At 71.0% G+C, this 16,326-nt stretch carries 20 protein-coding genes; 4 read left to right on the top strand and 16 right to left on the bottom strand.

The genetic code is table 11. The features are described from left to right. Window positions 1–25: 25 nt before the first annotated feature. Window positions 26–895 carry a 30S ribosomal protein S2 gene (gene rpsB, locus Q9R20_RS12875; protein ID WP_311249704.1) on the bottom strand — a complete coding sequence of 290 codons (870 nt, stop codon included), beginning with the start codon at window positions 893–895 and terminating at the stop codon, window positions 26–28. A 306-nt stretch (window positions 896–1,201) separates the two neighbouring features. Here rpsB and Q9R20_RS12870 point away from each other — a divergent pair, with 306 nt between their 5' ends. Beyond that, complete coding sequence (locus tag Q9R20_RS12870) at window positions 1,202–1,732, top strand: M23 family metallopeptidase (protein ID WP_311249703.1); 531 nt, start codon at window positions 1,202–1,204, stop codon at window positions 1,730–1,732. Between the two features lie 11 nt (window positions 1,733–1,743). Here the strand turns inward: Q9R20_RS12870 and Q9R20_RS12865 are convergent, their stop codons facing one another. The 10 genes from Q9R20_RS12865 to Q9R20_RS12820 form a co-directional block, all read right to left on the bottom strand. Then, on the bottom strand, window positions 1,744–2,361 hold the full coding sequence (locus Q9R20_RS12865) for a DUF3060 domain-containing protein (RefSeq protein ID WP_311249702.1): 618 nt from the start codon (window positions 2,359–2,361) through the stop codon (window positions 1,744–1,746). Window positions 2,362–2,414: 53 nt separating this feature from the next. After that, window positions 2,415–3,362 carry a tyrosine recombinase XerC gene (locus Q9R20_RS12860; protein WP_311249701.1) on the bottom strand — a complete coding sequence of 316 codons (948 nt, stop codon included), beginning with the start codon at window positions 3,360–3,362 and terminating at the stop codon, window positions 2,415–2,417. A gap of 72 nt (window positions 3,363–3,434) precedes the next feature. Continuing rightward, complete coding sequence (gene dprA, locus Q9R20_RS12855; RefSeq protein WP_311249700.1) at window positions 3,435–4,583, bottom strand: DNA-processing protein DprA; 1,149 nt, start codon at window positions 4,581–4,583, stop codon at window positions 3,435–3,437. Further along, complete coding sequence (locus tag Q9R20_RS12850) at window positions 4,583–6,106, bottom strand: YifB family Mg chelatase-like AAA ATPase (RefSeq protein ID WP_311249699.1); 1,524 nt, start codon at window positions 6,104–6,106, stop codon at window positions 4,583–4,585. Before Q9R20_RS12850 ends, dprA begins: the two co-directional genes overlap by 1 nt. Further along, entirely contained in the window at window positions 6,103–6,465 is a 363-nt protein-coding gene (locus Q9R20_RS12845) for a YraN family protein (RefSeq protein WP_311249698.1), read from the bottom strand. The genes Q9R20_RS12850 and Q9R20_RS12845 overlap by 4 nt, the downstream gene beginning before the upstream one ends. Window positions 6,466–6,558: 93 nt before the next feature. Further along, complete coding sequence (locus Q9R20_RS12840; protein ID WP_295840058.1) at window positions 6,559–6,882, bottom strand: DUF2469 family protein; 324 nt, start codon at window positions 6,880–6,882, stop codon at window positions 6,559–6,561. 96 nt (window positions 6,883–6,978) lie between these two features. Further along, the gene (locus Q9R20_RS12835; RefSeq protein WP_311249697.1) at window positions 6,979–7,632 is read right to left on the bottom strand and encodes a ribonuclease HII; all 654 of its coding nucleotides are present in this window, start codon (window positions 7,630–7,632) and stop codon (window positions 6,979–6,981) included. After that, the gene (gene lepB / locus Q9R20_RS12830; RefSeq protein WP_311249696.1) at window positions 7,629–8,378 is read right to left on the bottom strand and encodes a signal peptidase I; all 750 of its coding nucleotides are present in this window, start codon (window positions 8,376–8,378) and stop codon (window positions 7,629–7,631) included. Before lepB ends, Q9R20_RS12835 begins: the two co-directional genes overlap by 4 nt. Before the next feature lie 163 nt (window positions 8,379–8,541). After that, window positions 8,542–8,889: a 50S ribosomal protein L19 gene (gene rplS / locus Q9R20_RS12825; RefSeq protein ID WP_043363166.1), complete on the bottom strand. Its 348-nt coding sequence runs from the start codon at window positions 8,887–8,889 to the stop codon at window positions 8,542–8,544. Window positions 8,890–9,051: 162 nt separating this feature from the next. Continuing rightward, entirely contained in the window at window positions 9,052–9,540 is a 489-nt protein-coding gene (locus Q9R20_RS12820; protein WP_311249695.1) for an MFS transporter permease, read from the bottom strand. A 103-nt stretch (window positions 9,541–9,643) separates the two neighbouring features. Between Q9R20_RS12820 and map the strand changes: the two genes are divergently transcribed. After that, a complete protein-coding gene (gene map, locus Q9R20_RS12815) occupies window positions 9,644–10,426 on the top strand; it encodes a type I methionyl aminopeptidase (protein ID WP_311249694.1) in 783 nt (260 codons plus the stop codon). Window positions 10,427–10,565: 139 nt separating this feature from the next. Here map and trmD read toward each other — a convergent pair whose 3' ends face one another. From trmD to rpsP, 4 genes are read right to left on the bottom strand one after another with little or no spacing between them, the layout of a single operon-like run. Continuing rightward, complete coding sequence (trmD, locus tag Q9R20_RS12810; RefSeq protein ID WP_311249693.1) at window positions 10,566–11,255, bottom strand: tRNA (guanosine(37)-N1)-methyltransferase TrmD; 690 nt, start codon at window positions 11,253–11,255, stop codon at window positions 10,566–10,568. A gap of 1 nt (window position 11,256) precedes the next feature. After that, the gene (rimM, locus tag Q9R20_RS12805; protein WP_311249692.1) at window positions 11,257–11,904 is read right to left on the bottom strand and encodes a ribosome maturation factor RimM; all 648 of its coding nucleotides are present in this window, start codon (window positions 11,902–11,904) and stop codon (window positions 11,257–11,259) included. After that, window positions 11,904–12,134: an RNA-binding protein gene (locus Q9R20_RS12800; RefSeq protein ID WP_295840066.1), complete on the bottom strand. Its 231-nt coding sequence runs from the start codon at window positions 12,132–12,134 to the stop codon at window positions 11,904–11,906. The genes rimM and Q9R20_RS12800 overlap by 1 nt, the downstream gene beginning before the upstream one ends. Before the next feature lie 5 nt (window positions 12,135–12,139). Further along, entirely contained in the window at window positions 12,140–12,553 is a 414-nt protein-coding gene (rpsP, locus tag Q9R20_RS12795) for a 30S ribosomal protein S16 (RefSeq protein WP_116538114.1), read from the bottom strand. 232 nt (window positions 12,554–12,785) lie between these two features. Here rpsP and Q9R20_RS12790 point away from each other — a divergent pair, with 232 nt between their 5' ends. After that, on the top strand, window positions 12,786–13,949 hold the full coding sequence (locus Q9R20_RS12790) for a glutamate--cysteine ligase (protein ID WP_311249691.1): 1,164 nt from the start codon (window positions 12,786–12,788) through the stop codon (window positions 13,947–13,949). A 51-nt stretch (window positions 13,950–14,000) separates the two neighbouring features. Next, window positions 14,001–14,726, top strand: a complete 726-nt coding sequence (locus tag Q9R20_RS12785; protein ID WP_311249690.1) for an SGNH/GDSL hydrolase family protein — start codon at window positions 14,001–14,003, stop codon at window positions 14,724–14,726. A 27-nt stretch (window positions 14,727–14,753) separates the two neighbouring features. Here the strand turns inward: Q9R20_RS12785 and ffh are convergent, their stop codons facing one another. Continuing rightward, window positions 14,754–16,298, bottom strand: a complete 1,545-nt coding sequence (gene ffh / locus Q9R20_RS12780) for a signal recognition particle protein (RefSeq protein ID WP_311249689.1) — start codon at window positions 16,296–16,298, stop codon at window positions 14,754–14,756. Between the last annotated feature and the right edge of the window lie 28 nt (window positions 16,299–16,326).

Genomic DNA, 16,326 nt, shown 5'->3' with positions numbered 1-16,326 from the left:
CGCGGTGACGCGACGTCGACGCGGCTTACTTGCTGTCGGTGGTCTCGGCGTCGGCGGCCGGGGCGTCGGCGGCCTCGGTCGACTCGGCAGCGGGCGCCTCGGTGGACTCGGCGGCCGGAGCCTCGGTCGACTCGGCGGGAGCCTCGAGGAGCTCGCGCTCCCACTCGGCGAGGGGCTCGGCGGCCTCTTCCTCACCGGCGGGCTGGTGACGCTGGATCAGGCCCTCCGCGGCGGCGTCGGCGATGATGCGCGTGAGCAGGCTCACCGAGCGGATCGCGTCGTCGTTGCCGGGGATCGGGTACTGGAACTCGTCGGGGTCCGCGTTGGTGTCGAGGATGCCGATGACGGGGATGCCCAGCTTCTTGGCTTCGTCGACCGCGAGGTGCTCGCGCTTGGCGTCGACGACCCAGATGGCCGAGGGGGTCTTCTGCAGGTTGCGGATACCACCGAGCGACTTGTGCAGCTTGTCGAGCTCGCGCTTCTTGAGCAGCAGCTCCTTCTTGGTGAAGCCGCTTTCGGCCGGGTTCTCGTAGTCGAGCTCCTCGAGCTCCTTCATGCGGGCGAGGCGCTTCGACACCGTCTGGAAGTTGGTGAGGAGGCCACCGAGCCAGCGCTGGTTGACGTAGGGCTGGCCCACGCGCGTCGCCTGCTCGGCGAGGACTTCCTGCGCCTGCTTCTTGGTGCCGACGAAGAGGATGGTGCCGCCGTGCGCGACGGTCTCCTTGACGAACTCGTACGCCTTGTCGATGTAGCCGAGCGACTGCTGCAGGTCGATGATGTGGATGCCGCTGCGCTCGGTCAGGATGAAGCGCTTGACTTTCGGGTTCCACCGGCGGGTCTGGTGTCCGAAGTGAACGCCGCTGTCGAGCAGCTGGCGGATGGTGACGACGGCCATGGTCGTACTCCTGTTTCTGGGCGCGTACTGCGCCGTGGTTGTGGTTGTTTCGCGTCAGGCGGAGGCCTGACGAGCCTGGTGCCCGGCGCACACCCGCCATCCGCCGGAGCGGAGGACCATGGGGTGTGGATGCCGCGCGGTGCGGCTTCTGCGAGGAAGACGCGATGCGCTGTGGGCACGCGGAGTCATCCCGACGAGCGAGATGCGTCCCCCAGCATACAGGACGCCTCCTCCCCACCGCGTGCGCGGTCCCCAGGCGGACCGAAGCGACCTGCCATCCATGTCGGACGCGGGCAGACTGCGGCGATGAACCCCGAACGAGTCAGATCCCTGCTCGGTGCCGTGCTCGCCGTCGTGCTGGTGATCGGAACCCCCGCCGTGTCGTTCGCCGTGACGGAAGCGGCCGCGGCATCCACCGCCCACGACGCTCTCGAGGACCGGGGGTGGGTCTGGCCCGTCGACGGGGTGCAGCTGCTGCGCCCGTTCGCGGCGCCCGCGCACGCCTACGGTCCGGGGCATCGCGGGGTCGATCTCGCGGCCGGAGCGACGCTCCGCTCCCCCGCCGACGGGCTCGTCGCCTTCGCCGGGCAGGTGGCGGGGCGGCCGGTGGTCACGATCGACCACGGAGACGGTCTGGTCACGACGCTCGAGCCGGCGACGACCGAGCTGTCGGTGGGCGATCCGGTCGCTCGGGGCGCCGTGGTAGCCCGGCTGGCCGACGGCGGCCACGAGGGACCGGGGACGGTGCACTTCGGGGTGCGCTGGAACGGCGAGTACATCAACCCGCTGCGGCTGCTCGGGGGTGTGCCCCGCGCTGTGCTGAAAGCGTGCTGCTGACCGCCCCGCGGTCAACCGATCTGGTTGCCGCGACCCTCGACGACGGCGGAACCGACGTTGCCCCCGGATCGCACCACGTTGTCCTGCCCGCGCACCGTCACCGCCGAGATGTCCCCGGCCGCCTCGATGCGCGTACGGTCGCCCGACACGTCGACGCTGTCGATCGACGCCGACGACGTCACGACACCGTCGTTGCCCTGCACCACGACGGATCCGAGCGGGCCCGCGCTCACCCGGGCGCGATCCCCCGAGATGCGCAGCGTCGTGATCGTCGCCGTCGAGGCGTCGATCTCGATGGCCGAACCCGACACCGTCACCTCGCCGCACGTGCCGGTGATCTGCACGCTCCGCTCGCTTCCCGACACGGACTGGTTCTCCCCGCCCCCGCACTCCAGGACGTCGGCTCCCACCGTGCCGACCGACGGGGCGGGTACGGCCGTCGCGGACGGGGCGGGCGAGAGGGTCACCACGGTCGGGGACGGTACCGCGACGCTGGGCCGAGGACTCTGCGCCTCGAGGCCCGGCGGGAGTCGCGTCTCCACGGGTTGCGGTGTCGGCGCACAGCCCGCCGCGGCGACGCACAGTACAGCGGTGGCGACGATCGCGGGGAACAGACGGCGGGAGCTCACGGGCTCCACGCTAGGGGGCCGACGCGGTCCATGCCAGACACTGCGCGACGTGGTCACGCGCGGGGGTGGGCGAGCTTGTACGCGTCGCGCAGTCGCTCGGCCGACACGTGCGTGTATATCTGCGTCGTCCCGAGGCTCGCGTGACCGAGGATCTCCTGCACTGTGCGCAGGTCGGCGCCGCCGTCGAGGAGGTGCGTCGCGGCGGAGTGGCGGAGCGCGTGCGGCCCGAGCGTGTCGGCGCCGACGTGCGGTGCGACGGTGCGCGACACGAGCGCGTGCACGGCTCGCGGGCCGAGGCGACCCCCCTTCGCCCCGAGGAACACCGCCCGATCGTCGATGCCCCCGGCGGACGAGCCCTCGGAAGGGATCCGGCTCGCGGTCTCCTCCGCCCGGGCGCGGAGGACGGGTCGGCCGCGGACGAGGTACGCCTGGAGGGCTCGTTCCGCGGGGGCGCCGAAGGGGACGACCCGCTCTTTGTCGCCTTTGCCGCGCAGGCGGAGGGTGCGGCGCTCGACGTCGACGGCGTCGACGTCGAGACCGCAGACTTCGGAGACCCGCGCCCCCGAACCGTAGAGGATCTCGAGGAGAGCGTGGTCGCGCAGATCGATCGCGTCGCCGCTCTCCGCGCGGCGCGCCGCCGCCGCGAGCACGCTGTCGAGCGCGTCGGCTGTGGCCACCGCCGGAAGCGAGCGCCCACGCTTGGGCGAGACCAGGCGCAGCGAGGGGTCCGTGCCGATGATCCCCTCCTCGCTCGCCCACGAGAAGAATCCGCGCGCGGTGGACGTGCGCCGTGCAGCGGTGGCCTTCGACTGCCCCGCCTTCGTCGCGAGCCATTGCCATTCCCGAAGGTCCTCGATATCGAGCTCGGTGATCGGGCGGTCCCGGACCACCGACACCAGATCGGCCAGATCGGAGCGGTAAGCCCGGACGGTCGCGGGCGACAGGCGCCGCACGTTCGCGAGGTGGGCGAGGTACCCCTCCACGACGTCGGACGTGCGCATGCCTCCAGCCTGCACCGCCGCACGGGCGCCGCCGTGCGCACGCGCCGAGGGCAGCGGTTCCCACTGTCGTCCTCATCGCCCTCCGCCCTCTCTCCTCCTCGATCGCCAGCCGTCGTCGTCACGCACGGCCCGCCCCTCGAGTTCTGCGAAACCGAGCAGCACCTCGGCCTGATCGGGGGCGAGACCGCTGCGCCGGACGATCTCGTCCGTCGTCCGGGACGACCGCGGCGAGAGGGCGTCGAGAAGACGCGTCGTGTCGTCGGTCCGCGACTCCCGTCCCGCCTCCCCGGGGGCATCCGAGCCGAGCATCTCCCGCACGTCGGCGGCCGAAGTCACGCAGACCCCGTCGAACTCCCGCAGGATGCGGTGGCATCCCGCCGATGCGGGGCTGGTGACCGGCCCGGGCACCGCGCCCAGAGCGCGCCCGAGGGAGGCGGCATGCGCAGCGGTGTTGAGGGACCCGCTGCGCCATCCCGCCTCGACCACCACGACGACGTCGGCCATCGCGGCGATGAGGCGATTTCGGCTGAGGAAGCGCCATTTCGTCGGGGGCGTTCCGCACGGCGTCTCGCTCCACACGGCCCCACTAGCGGCGATCCTGCTCAGCAATCCCTCGTGCCCGCGGGGATAGGGGCGGTCGACGCCTCCGGCGAGGAAGGCGATCGTGGTCCCGCCCGTGGACAGCGCTGCGCGGTGGCTCGCCCCGTCGATCCCGTAGGCGGCGCCGGACACCACCGTGACCCCCGCTGCCGAGAGGTCGGCCGCGAGGTCGGCGGCCACGCCCTCTCCGTAGGCGGTCGACGCGCGCGCTCCGACGAGGGCGACGACCGGGGCGCCGGCCTCGAGGTCGATCCCCCGACGCCACAGCGCCACCGGTGCATGGGCGCCGAGGTCGTCGAGGCGGCGAGGCCAGGCATCGTCGCCGGGCAGGATCAACCGCCCCTCGCAGCGGCGCGCGGCCTCCACCGCCGCGTCGACCAGATCTCGTCGCAGCCGTGGCATCCATCGCGCCCGGGCCGCCACCACCTCGGGATCCGTCTCCGTCGCGGCGCGTCGCAGCGCCTCCGACGCCCCGTGCGTCGCGATGAGCGCACCGGCGACACTGTCACCGGGTTCGACGAGCACGCTCCACACCACGCGCGCGTACGCCTCGGCATCACCGTTCCGACGCACCCCCGTCAGTGCCTGTGCCGCAGCCTCGTCGCCGGGAACGACGCTCATCATGCGCCGGCCGCCCGCCGGAGGTACAGCGCCCGACCGACGTCGTCGAGCTGGAGATCGTCGTGACCGGCGATGTCGGCGACCGTCCAGGCGACCCGGAGAAGCCGGTCGTATCCGCGCAGCGTGAGCGCGCCGCGCCGCAGCGCGCTGTCGAGGGGCTCGAGCACGCCGGACGCCGGCGCGGCCGGCCCCCGCAGCCACGTACCGGGAACATCGGCGTTGCGTCGCCACGGGGTGTCCCGCCATCGCTCGGCCGCTCGTTGCCGCGCGCGGGCCACCGTCCGGCGCGCCTCGGCGGTCGTGACGCCCCGCGTGTCGTCCTGCATCCGCGCCGACGAGACGCGCTGCAGTCGCAGGTCGATGTCGATGCGGTCGAGCAAGGGGCCGGACAGGCGGCGCGTGTAGCGCCGGATCGCCTGCGGGGCGCAGTCGCACGCTCCCCCGACGACCCCGTACTGCCCGCACGGGCAGGGGTTGGTGGCCACCACGAGTTGAAAGCGGGCCGGATAGGTCGCCGTGACACCCGACCGATGCACCTGGATCGTCCCGTTCTCGAGCGGTTGCCGCAGCGCGTCGAGAACGGACGCGGGGAACTCGCCGCCCTCGTCGAGGAACAGCACCCCCTCGCTCGCGCGCGCGATCGCCCCCGGCCGCACCACGCCCGACCCGCCGCCGATGAGCGCAGCCGCCGTGGCACCGTGGTGCGGGCTCTCGAACGGAGGGATGCGCGACAGCTGCGTCACCGATTCGCCCGCGAGCGATCGGACCGACGCGACCGACAGCGCGGCCTCGTCGTCGAGAGGCGGCAGAATGCCGGGGAGGCGCCGCGCGAGCATGGTCTTGCCCGCGCCGGGCGGGCCGCTCATCAGCAGGTGGTGCCCGCCCGCCGCCGCGACCACGAGCGCGTCGACCGCTTCGGGCTGACCGACGACGTCAGCCAGTTCGAGGATCTCCTCGCCGTCTTCGGACGGAGCCGGCGTCGAGACGGCGGGGAGGTCGGGCGCGTCGCTCGCCCCGCCGTGCCACCGGACGACCTCGGCCAGGCAGGTGGGAGCGAACACCTCGATCCCCTCGACGAGCGCGGCCTCGGCCGCATTGGGAGCGGGGACCACGACGCGCGCATGCCCCGCCCGTCGCGCCGCCACGACCGCCGGCAGGATTCCCGGCACGGGCCGGAGCCGCCCGTCGAGTCCCAGCTCGCCCAGATGCACGGTGTCGGCGACGTGGGCGGCATCCATCTTCACCGTCGTCGCGAGCGCCGCGACGGCGATCGCGACGTCGAAGCCGGACCCGCGCTTGGGCAGGCTCGCCGGCGACAGGTTGACGGTGATGCGCCGCTTGGGCAGGTCGAGCGCGCGGTTGGCGCAGGCGTTGCGCACGCGCCGACCCGCCTCGCCGAGAGCTTTGTCGGCGAGCCCGATGATCGAGAACTCGGGCGTCTGCGACGACACGTCGGCCTCGACCTCGACGAGGTCGCCCCGCAGCCCCGACAGCGCCACCGCCCACGTGCGCGCGACCGTCACAACGCATCCTCGAGGTGCTCGAGCCGCGCCGAGGCGGGGTCGGAGCCGACGAGGCCGATCACGTCGACGCGCAGACGGCGCCCGCGCGCCTCCAGCGGGTGTGCGGCGAGCCAGGCCATCGCCAGACGCCACAGGCGCTCGGCCTTGCGTTTGTCGATCGCCTCGAACGGGTGCCCGAAGTCCTCGCTGCGCCGGGTCTTCACCTCGACCACCACGAGGGTGCCGTCGCGCTCGGCGACGATATCGATCTCGCCCTGCGGGCATCGCCAGTTTCGCGCGATGATGCGGTAGCCGTCGCCGCTCAGATAGGCGACGGCGCGGTCTTCCCCGGCCCTGCCGAGGTCGTCTTTCGCTGCCATGCCCGAGAGCGTGGCATCCCGCTCACCGAGCCCGTCGGAACCGAACCCCGTTCTGGGGATGGATCGTTCGACGCGCCGCCTGGGGAGGAGGCGTCAGCTGTCGAGCGAGAGCTCGTCGGGCAGCTGAAAGTCGTGGCGCGAGAGCTCCTCGACATTCACGTCCTTGAATGTCAGCACGCGAACGGACTTCACGAAACGGTCGGCGCGGTAGATGTCCCACACCCACACGTCGGTCATCGAGATCTCGAAGTAGAAGTCGTGCTCGGTGTCGCGGCGCACGACGTTGACGTCGTTCGCGAGATAGAACCGGCGCTCGGTCTCGATCACGTAAGTGAACTGGCGCACGACATCGCGGTACTCGCGGTACAGGGCCAGTTCGAGTTCGCGGTCGTAGTCCTCGAAGACGTCGTCATCCATGGTGGTTCCATCCTAGGCGCGCGGCGTCTGCGAGGTCGCACGCGTGCGGTCGCCGGGCGCGTCCGGACGGCCCGCAGGCGAGAGGACGACGGGACGTCAGAACAGCGTCGGCGCCGCCGCGATGGCCCAGGAGTGGCGGTGGTGCTCGCTCATCCCGTGCAGGGAGATCGCGTCACGGTGGTCGACGCTGGCGTAGCCCTTGTTGCGCGCCCAGCCGTAGGCCGGAAGGTCGTCGTGGAGTCCCGTCATGAGCGAGTCGCGCGCGACCTTGGCGATGACGGATGCCGCGGCCGCACTCGCGCAGTCCCGGTCGGCCTTCACGATCGGGCGCACGGTGAGATCGGGCTCCCCCGCCGGGGTGATGTAGTCGTGATTGCCGTCGAGGATGACCAGGGCCTCCTCGGGGACGACCCCGTGCGCCCGCAGGTCGGCGATCGCCCGCACCGCCGCCAGCCCCAGCGCGCGGATGATGCCGATCTCGTCGACCTCGACGGAGCTCGCCCACCCGACGGCGCTGTGCTGGACGAACGCCGCCGCCCGCGCCGCGACCTCGGGCCGGCGCGCCTCGGGCACGAGCTTGGAGTCCCGCAGTCCCGCCGGTACCCGCTTGCGGGAGCGCGACGGGTCGATGACCGCGGCCCCCACCGCCACGGGGCCCGCCAGCGCGCCCCGGCCCACCTCGTCGCACGCGATGACGATCGCGTGCTCCTTCAGCACACGGCGCTCGAGCGTGAGAGTGGGTTCGATCATCTCGCCGCCGGCGCGGGGACGCCCGCGAACACGTCGTGATGGAAGTCGATCAGACCGAAACGGTCGAAGGGCCAGGTGATGAGGAAGGCGCGACCGACCACGTTGTCGACCGGGACGAAGCCCTGCCCGGGCTGATCCTGGTTGTAGCGGGAGTCGCGCGAGCTGTTGCGGTTGTCACCGAGCACCCACAACGAGCCCTCGGGCACGGTGACGTCGTACGGCACGGGCTCGGGCGCCGTCGCCCCGGGCGCGAGGCGCACGTACGGTTCCTCGAGCGGCACGTCGTTGACCGTCGTCTGCCCCAGAGCGTTGCAGCACACGACGTGATCGCCCGCCGTTCCGATGACGCGCTTGATGAGGTGGTCGTCGCTGTCGGGAGCCGACAGGCCGAAGATCGACAGCACCCAGTCCACGCCCTCGACCACCGGGGAACGCTCGACCGTGGGCTGGGTCTGCAGCCACCCGCCCGGATCGCGGAAGACGACGACGTCACCGCGGTGGTAGTCGCCGAAGCGGGGCGTGATCTCGTCGACGAGGATGCGGTCCTTGATCATCAACGTGTTCTCCATCGACCCCGAGGGGATGTAGAACGAGCGCACGACGAAGGTCTTGACCAGGAACGACACCAGCAGCGCGATGACGACGATGACCAGCAGGTCACGGAGGAAGGCTCCCCACCCGCGGCGGCGACGTGCGGTGGCGGGGGATGCCGTGGCATCCGGGGTCGAGGCGGTCTGGTCGCTCATGTGTTCCTTCACCGGGTTCCCGCACACCGGAGAACCGCACGAACCAGGGTCGCACACCCGGGGACCGCCGCGTGACCGGATCGCCCGTGAATACACCGCGCGCCCGCCGGGAACGACGAACGCCCCGTGGGCGGACCCACGGGGCGTTCGGGAAAGACGGGACTCAGCGGTCGCGCTTCTCCTTGATCTTGGCCTTCTTGCCGCGCAGGTTGCGCAGGTAGTAGAGCTTCGCGCGACGCACGTCACCGCGGGTGACGACCTCGATGTGGTCGATCACGGGGCTGTGGACCGGGAAGGTGCGCTCGACGCCGACCTGGAAGCTGACCTTGCGGACGCAGAAGGTCTCGCGCACGCCGTCGCCGGAGCGGCCGATGACGACGCCCTGGAAAACCTGGATACGCGAACGGTTGCCTTCGGTGATGTTCACGTGCACCTTGACGGTGTCACCGGGGCCGAAGGCGGGGATGTCGGAGCGGAGCGAAGCCGCGTCGACGGAGTCGAGGATCTGCATGATCGTCACTTCCTGCGACCGCCACAGGTCGATCGCACGATAAAAGGGAAAAGGGTGAGGCGTACCCGAGGCCGCGGATGCGGCGGACTCCCCTGAGGCAGAGCCGGTCAGGGCACAAGCGTCCATTCTGCCACGCGCGGGGCGTGCGGCCAAAACGAGGCCTCAGTCGCGGCGAGACTCCGACACCACGATGACCTCGCCCGCGCCGGTCGGCTGTTCGCGCGGCCGCGTCGGGGGGATGTAGGCGGTGCCATCGGTCGTGTGCAGCACCGTGACCGCACCTCGGGCCTCGTTCCACAACTGCGACAGCGACGACCAGAAGAGCAGGAGCGCTCCGACCACCGAGAGCACCAGGAGCGGGAAGAAGACGCGCGAGTCGAAGGACCCCAGCGCGATGATCGCGAGCTGCCACGCACCGACGCCGGCCAGGTCGCGCCACGACACCGCCCGGGTCTCGCGCACGCTCGCGCGCGCCCGGATGAACAGGGCCAGCACGAGCTGCGACACGAAGACGGCCGGGATCGCCACCAGCAGCCACAGCAGTGCCCACCCGCTGCCGCCGGAGAACACGATCCAGCCCACGAACAGCCACAGCGGGAGGACGAAGGCGGCCGGGAACAACCAGCGGAAGAACAGTCGGCGCAGCACCATGGGCCGATGCTACGGCGCGACGATGTGCGCGCGCTTTGAGAAGCCGATGTCCCCGGGGCTCGGCATCCATCGGCGAGAATGGAGGTTCGACGGAAGGAACACCATGATCGAACTGCGCACACCGGCCGAGATCGAGGCGATGCGTCCCGCGGGACGGTTCGTCGCGGAGGTGCTGGCGACGCTGCGCGACGAGACCAAGGTGGGCACGAACCTCCTGCACCTGGATCGCCGTGCCCACGACATGATCCGCTCCGCCGGCGCCGAGTCCTGCTACATCGACTACCACCCGTCCTTCGGCGCGAGCCCCTTCGGCAAGGTGCTGTGCACCTCGGTCAACGACGCCGTCCTGCACGGTCTCCCCCACGACTACGCGTTGCGCGACGGCGACCTCGTCTCGCTCGACTTCGCGGCCTCCGTCGACGGCTGGGTGGCGGACTCCGCAGTGTCGTTCGTCGTCGGCACCCCGCGCGATGAGGACCTCGCGCTGATCGACACGACCCAGCGCGCCCTCGCCGCGGCGATCGACGCAGCCACGGTCGGGCACAAGATCGGCGACATCTCCGCGGCGATCGCCGCTGTCGCGCACGCGGAGGGCCTGTCGATCAACACCGACTTCGGCGGCCACGGCGTCGGCCGCACCATGCACGGCGACCCGCACGTCGCCAACGACGGCAAGGCGGGTCGCGGCTATCCGCTGCGCGCGGGTCTCGTCGTCGCTCTCGAGCCGTGGTTCCTGCACACCACCGACAAGCTGGTCACCGATCCCGACGGGTGGACGCTGCGCAGCGCCGACGGCTCGCGGGGCTCGCACTCCGAGCACACCGTCGCGATCACGGCCGACGGCCCGATCGTGCTCACCGACCGCTCGTTCCTCGGCGTCGACTGACGCGGGTGCACCGGATGCCGCGGCCTCGAGGTCGCGGCATCCGTCTCGTCCGGCCCCGGGGCGTACGCTTCGGCGGGGTGCGGCTCCGACCATGCGGGGCCGCGGGGGTTCACGCGAGGGGCGCGCTCCCCGACCGGAGTCAGTCGGCGAGCAGATCCGGACGACGCTCGCGCGTCCGCTGCACCTGCTGCTCGCGACGCCACGTTGCCACCGCGCCGTGGTTGCCGCTCAGCAGTACCGGCGGGACCTCGCGCTCTCGCCACACGGCGGGCTTCGTGTACGAGGGGTATTCGAGGAGTCCGTCCTCGTGCGACTCCTCGACGAGGCTCTCGGGATTGCCGACCACTCCCGGAACCAGTCGGCCGATGGCCTCGACCATCGCCATGACGGCGACCTCGCCGCCGTTGAGGACGTAGTCGCCCAGCGAGAGCAGCCGGACGTCACCGCGCTCGGCGGCGTAGTCGAAGACGCGCTCGTCGATGCCTTCGTAACGGCCGCAGCCGAACACGATCCGCGGCGCGGTCGAGAGCTCGCGGGCGATGGCCTGGCTGAAGCGTTCCCCGGCGGGTGAGGGGAAGACGATCACGGGGCGGTCGTCGGCCTCGGAGACGATGTCGTCGAGGGCCGCACCCCAGGGCTCGGGCTTCATCACCATGCCCGCGCCCCCGCCGTACGGGGTGTCGTCGACCGTGCGATGGCGGTCGTGCGTGTAGTCACGCAGATCGTGCACGTGGATGTCGAGCAGACCGCTCTGCCGCGCCTTGCCCAGGAGCGACACCTCGAGGGCGTCGAAGATCGTGGGGAAGATCGACACGACGTCGATGCGCACGTCAGTCCTCGCGGTCGGTGGGCGCGTCGGCGCCGGCGGGCTCGGCGGCGTCGGCCGGCTCCGGCTCGTCGTCGGGCTCGGCCGGGAGGTCTTCGAACAGACCCGCCGGGGGCGTGACGACGACGCGACCGCCGGCGATGTCGACTTCGGGCACGATGGCGCTGACGAAGGGGACGAGCACCTCGGTGTCGCCCGACGTGGGACGCACGATCAACAGGTCTTGCGCCGGGAGGTGGTCGACGCGCACGACGCGACCGATGACGTCGCCGTCACGGATCACGTCGAGACCGATCAGCTGATGGTCGTACCAGGCGTCGTCTTCGGCGGGGGCGGTCTCGGTGTCCTGGTCGATCCATAGGATCGCCTTGACGAGCTCCTCCGCCGCGGTGCGATCGTCGACGCCCTCGAAGAAGACGACGGGGTGCGAGTTCATCCAGCGGAACTCGCGAACGACGAGGTCGCGTCCATGCCACGGCGACGACTCCGGCACCTGCAGGGTGAACGCGGCGCCCGGCACGAAACGGCCGTCGGGGTCGTCGGTGTACAGCTCCAGCTTGAAGGCGCCCTTGAGGCCGTGGGCCTTGACCAGGCGGCCGACGCGGAGTTGGGTCTTGGCGGGCTGAGAGCCCGCGGTGTCGCCGTTCGCCATCAGTCGTCGGCGACGTCGACGCGCACACGGCGACCGTCGGCGAGAGCCGACACGACCGTGCGCAGAGCCTTGGCGGTGCGACCGCCGCGCCCGATCACGCGACCCCGGTCATCGGGGTGCACGCGAACCTCCAGCACCTCACCACGCGGGGAGGAGCTGGAACGGATGGTCACGGCGTCGGGGTGATCGACGATCCCCTTGACGACGTGTTCGAGCGCGGCGGACAGCACGGGGATTACTCGGCCGAGGTCTCGGCGGCGTCCTCAGCGGGCGCCTCGGCGGGAGCGTCGGCCTTCTTCTCGGCCTTGGGCTTGACGACCGACTTCTTCGAGGCGTCGGCCTCGAACGCGGCCTTGGGCTCGCGGACCTTGACGGTCGACACGGCGTCCTTGTCGCCCTTGAATTTGCCCCAGTCGCCCGTGAGCTTGAGGATGGCGGCGACCTGCTCGGTGGGCTGGGCGCCGACCGACAGCCAGTACTGCGCGCGCTCCGAGTCGACCTCGATGAACGAGGGCTCCTCGGTCGGGTGGTACTTGCCGATCTCCTCGATCACACGACCGTCGCGCTTGGTGCGCGAGTCGGCGACGACGATGCGGTAGTAGGGCGCGCGGATCTTTCCGAGGCGCTTGAGACGGATCTTGACAGCCACGATGACTCCAAATGATGAAAACGAACGAACCGAACGCCTGGAGAGTGGGGTGCACACCCGGCGGAAGCTCAAAAGGGTGGACCGACACTGGATAGAGGGTCGAGTGGCGGGTCCAGCCCTCTATTCTGCCAGATGCCGCGACCCCGCGGTGACACGCGACGCGCCGCGACACGGACCGACTCGGAGGGTAGCGGAGCATCCCGGCATTCGGGCACCGTGTCAGACTGACCGCATGAGGCTGCCGTTCGCTGCATCGACGCGTTCGTCCGTGGGTCTGGAGTGGGAGCTCATGCTCGCCGACCGCGAGACGGGCGATCTGGTCCCCCGCGCGCCCGACATCCTCGCGGAGGTCGAAGAGAGCTCGACGCTCGAGCGCTTCACCGTCACCGGCGAACTGCTGACCAACACGGTCGAGGTCACCAGCGGGGTGGGCCATACCGTCGCCGAGGCGGTCGACGACATCGGCGACGCCATCTGCGCCCTGCGCGAGCAGACCGAACCGCGCGGCGTCGAGCTGCTGTGCGCAGGCAGCCACCCGTTCGCGCAGTGGTACGACCAGCAGGTCACCGACAAGACGCGTTACCACACCCTCATCGAGCGCACCCAGTGGTGGGGACGCAACATGATGATCTGGGGCATCCACGTGCACATCGGCGTCGACGACGTCGAGAAGGTCATGCCGATCGTCAACGCGTTGACCGTCTTCCTCCCGCACATGCAGGCGCTGTCGGCATCCAGCCCGTTCTGGGCGGGCGAGCGCACCGGCTACGCGTCCAACCGCGCGCTCGTGTTCCAGCAACTGCCCACGGCCGGTCTGCCCTGGCAGCTCGAGACCTGGGGCGACTTCGAGAACTACCTCGACGACATGGTCCGCACCGGGGTGATGGCGGATGCCAGCGAGGTGCGCTGGGACATCCGTCCGGCGCCCCGGTGGGGCACGGTCGAGATCCGCGCGTGCGACGGCATGTCGACCCTCCCCGAGCTCGCGGCCGTCGCCGCCCTGGCGCAGACGCTCGTCGAGCACTTCTCGCGCCTGCTCGACGATGGGCGCGAGCTGCCCGGCATCCCGCCCTGGTACGCCCGCGAGAACAAGTGGCGCGCCGCCCGGTACGGCCTCGACGCCCGCGTGATCGTCGACCGCGAGGGCACGCAGCGGCCCGTCGTCGAGCACCTCCGCGAGACGATGGAGCAGCTCGCCGACGTCGCGGTGGAGCTCAAGTGCGCCCGGGAGTTCGCCAGCCTCGAGACGATCCTCGCGACCGGGGGCAGCTCGGCTCGCCAGATCGCGGTGGCAGAGGCGGCGGACGGCGACCTGCGCGAGGTCGTTCAGCACCTCATCCGCGAGTTCCGCGGCGGCCCGACGCTGCGCGAGCACCTCGCCGCTCTGCGGGTGTGAGCGCCCGCCCTCCACGCCCGTTCATAGGTGGGGGCTCTTAGGATCGGCCTCATGATGACCGGACGCCGACTCGCCGCGGTTTCGACGATCGCCCTCGCCTCCGGTCTCGTCACCGTCCTCGCCGGTTGCGCCGCGGAGCCCACCGAGCCGGAGGCGCTGCCGACGTTCGCTGCCCCGGCGCTGCATCCCTCCCCCACCGCCTCGCCCACCGCGTCGACGCCGGAGCGGGTCGTGACGCTGGGCGATTCGCTCATGTCGGGTTACGGGCTCGCACCCGAACAAGCGTGGCCGACACTGCTGGGCAGCCGCGCCCGTCTCGCGCTGACGAATCTCGCCTGCCCGGGCATGGGCTTCGTCGTGCAGGGCGACTGCGGCACCACGTACTCCGGCTTCGTCCCCGCCGTGACGGCGCTGCAGCCCCAGCTGCTCATCGTCGAGTCCAGCAGCAACGACTTCTGGGAAGACGGAGACGACGTGCGCGTCGACACCGCCGACACGATCCAGTCCCTGCACGACGCGGTGCCGGATGCCCGCATCGTGGGCCTGAGCACCATCTGGAACGACGACCCCGACGTCCCCGACGACACCGCCGTCACCTCCGACGCGCTGCGCGACGCCGTCGACGCGGTGGGGGGCACCTTCGTCGAGGTGGGCCAGCCCCTCGCCGGCCACCCGGAGTGGATGCAGGAGGACGACGTCCACCCCACCCCGCGCGGTCAACGCGCGATCGAGCAGACCGTCATGTCGGCGCTGCAGGACGCCGGCATCCTGCCCTGAGGCGGACGCCGGCCGTTCGGGAGCGGCTCAGCCGCGTCCGAGCATCTTCTGCAGCTCGGCGAGGTCGGCCTCGCTCGGCGCCGCCTGACCGCCCAGGCCGAAGCCCGAGCCGGTGGCCGGAGCGGATGCCGCGATACCGGCGTTCTCGGCCGCGCGCTTGGCCGGGTTCCCCGAGCGCGAGCCCTTCGCCTTCTGCTGCTTGCCGCGCTTCGACGAGGCGCCGGGCTTGCCGCCCACCGGACCCATGCCGGGGATGTTGGGCACACCGCCGCGAGCGACGGTCTTCATCATCTTCGCGGCCTGGTCGAAGCGCTGGACGAGCTGGTTCACATCGGTGACGGTCATGCCCGAACCGCGCGCGATGCGCAGACGGCGGGAGCCGTTGAGGATCTTCGGGTTGCGACGCTCGGCGAGCGTCATGGAGCGGATGATGGCCTCGGTGCGGTCGATCTCGCGCTCGTCGAAGTCCTCGAGCTGCTGCTTCATGCTTCCCATGCCCGGGAGCATCCCGAGCATCTTCTTCATGGAGCCCATCTTCTTCATCTGCTGCATCTGCTCGAGGAAGTCCTCGAGCGTGAACGTCTCGGTCGCGAGCTTCTCGGCGACCTTCATCGCCTCGGCCTCGTCGAAGGCGTTCTGCGCCTGCTCGATCAGAGTGAGGATGTCACCAAGGTCGAGGATGCGGGATGCCATGCGGTCGGGGTAGAAGGGCTCGACGTCGTCGAGACCCTCACCGGTGGACGCGAAGATGATTGGCCGGCCGGTGACCGAGGCGACCGACAGCGCGGCACCACCGCGGGCGTCGCCGTCGAGCTTGGACAGCACGACGCCGGTGAAGTCGACGCCGTCCTGGAAGGCCTTGGCCGTGTTCACCGCATCTTGACCGATCATCGCGTCGATGACGAAGAGCACCTCGTCGGGCTGGGTGGCCTTGCGGATGTCGGACGCCTGCTTCATCAGCTCGGCGTCGACGCCGAGGCGACCGGCGGTGTCGATGATGACGATGTCGTGCTGCTGGCGCGTGGCGTGCGCGACACCGTCGCGGGCGACCTTGACCGGGTCGCCGACGCCGTTGCCGGGCTCGGGCGCGTAGATGGCGGCGCCGGCGCGCTCGGCGACGACCTGGAGCTGGTTGACGGCGTTGGGGCGCTGCAGGTCGCAGGCGACGAGCAGCGGCGTGTGCCCGTCTTTCTCGAGCATCTTCGCGAGCTTGCCGGCGAAGGTCGTCTTCCCCGAGCCCTGGAGGCCGGCGAGCATGATGACCGTCGGCGGGTTCTTGGCGAACTGCAGACGGCGCTGCTGGCCGCCCAGGATGCCGATCAGCTCGTCGTTGACGATCTGCACCACCTGCTGCGCGGGGTTCAAGGCTCGGTTGACCTCGTCGCCGAGGGCGCGCTCGCGCACGGACGCCGTGAACTCCTTGACGACGGGCAGCGCCACGTCGGCGTCGAGGAGGGCACGGCGGATCTCGCGCACCGTCCCGTCGACGTCGGCGGGTGTGAGCTGGCCCTTCTTCCGGAGGTTGCGGAAGGTCTCTGTGAGCCGGTCGGAGAGGGTGCCGAAAGTCGCCATGATGAGACGAGTTTACGCGGGCGTGCGC

The sequence above is a fragment of the Microbacterium sp. PRF11 genome (assembly GCF_031844085.1).
Lineage (GTDB): Bacteria > Actinomycetota > Actinomycetes > Actinomycetales > Microbacteriaceae > Microbacterium.
The sequence above is the reverse complement of the archived record's forward strand: the minus strand, read 5'-3'. Positions and strand labels throughout refer to the sequence as shown.